General features: G+C 51.3%; 1 protein-coding gene. It reads right to left on the reverse strand.

The features are described from left to right. A partial coding sequence (locus ACFVXH_RS41385; RefSeq protein WP_387831247.1) for a transglutaminase family protein occupies positions 1-1189 on the reverse strand: 1189 nt, incomplete at both ends.

Genomic DNA, 1189 nt, shown 5'->3' on the forward strand with positions numbered 1-1189 from the left:
GGCTGCTGTAACGTGCGGAATCCAGCGCGCCCGGAGCAGCCAGGCGAGTGCCGCCGCGGCTGAAATCACAATGACGATGGCTGCATACGGCCATAGCTGTGCCGCGGTTTTGTTGCGGATCACAGGCTGCGGTGCCGCGCTGTGATCCCGCTTTTTCGGCTTTTCCTCTTTTTCCGGCTTTGATTCCTGACGCTGCTTGTCAGACGGTGCATCCGAGTTCCCCGCTGAGCCTCCGCTGTCTTTTGCCGCGGTATGATTTTGCTCTGACGTAAACTCCGTCGGATTGGTGAAGCCTTTCGTCGGCTCAAACGTCACCCAGCCCTGATCGGGAAAATACACTTCTACCCACGAATGGGCGTTGTTGTTTGTGACTTCATAAATGTGGCCGTTATGGTCGCCTGCCCCTTTATACTCGCCGGATGTATAACCCTTCACCCAACGGGCGGGAATACCCGCAGATCGGAGCAGCACGGCCATTGCCGATGAAAAGTTATCACAATATCCTCTTTTCGTTTCAAACAGAAATTGATCGACATAATCCTGATTGTGCTCCGGAACCGCGACATCCTGTGTATGATACGAAAATGCGGAAGATCCGAGATAATCCTCGATCGCCTTCGCTTTATCGAACATATTATGATGATCCCGCGTCAGTCTGTCCGCAAGCTGTCTCACTCTTTTCGGAAGGCTGTCGGGGACCTGTAAATACCGGTCATTGAATTGATTCTGCTCACGGTATCGTTTTACTTTCACTTTTCTGAGATCATTCAGCTTAAAGACGGGCGCCTGAAAAGTCACCGTGTACCGTCCCATATTGCGGATGTTGCCTACTTGTTCACTGACCGGCGTAATTTGCTCGGTGTTTCCGTTCATTTCAAGCTGAATCGAGTGCTTCGGTTTAATATTGGAGACGCCGATCGGATACATGACGTGATTATAGAGATAATTCTCATCAATGGACACCTGTGCCGTATACCGTCTCGTCTGCACACTCCGGTCAAACCATATATCTTCAACGTTGCCGCCGTTCAGTTTATAGGACATGCCCTGATCGGTCTCCACCCAGCCTTTCCCCGTGTATGTATCCTTCGTTTCCACCCGGAAGTACGCCCGTTCTTTTCCCTTCCATGTAAAAACCGGCGTATCATCCTCCTGAAAAGGGCCGCCCAATGTTTCATCATGATTGCCG

It is taken from the genome of Kitasatospora sp. NPDC058184 (assembly GCF_042883725.1).
In the GTDB taxonomy this organism is placed as follows: domain Bacteria; phylum Actinomycetota; class Actinomycetes; order Streptomycetales; family Streptomycetaceae; genus Kitasatospora.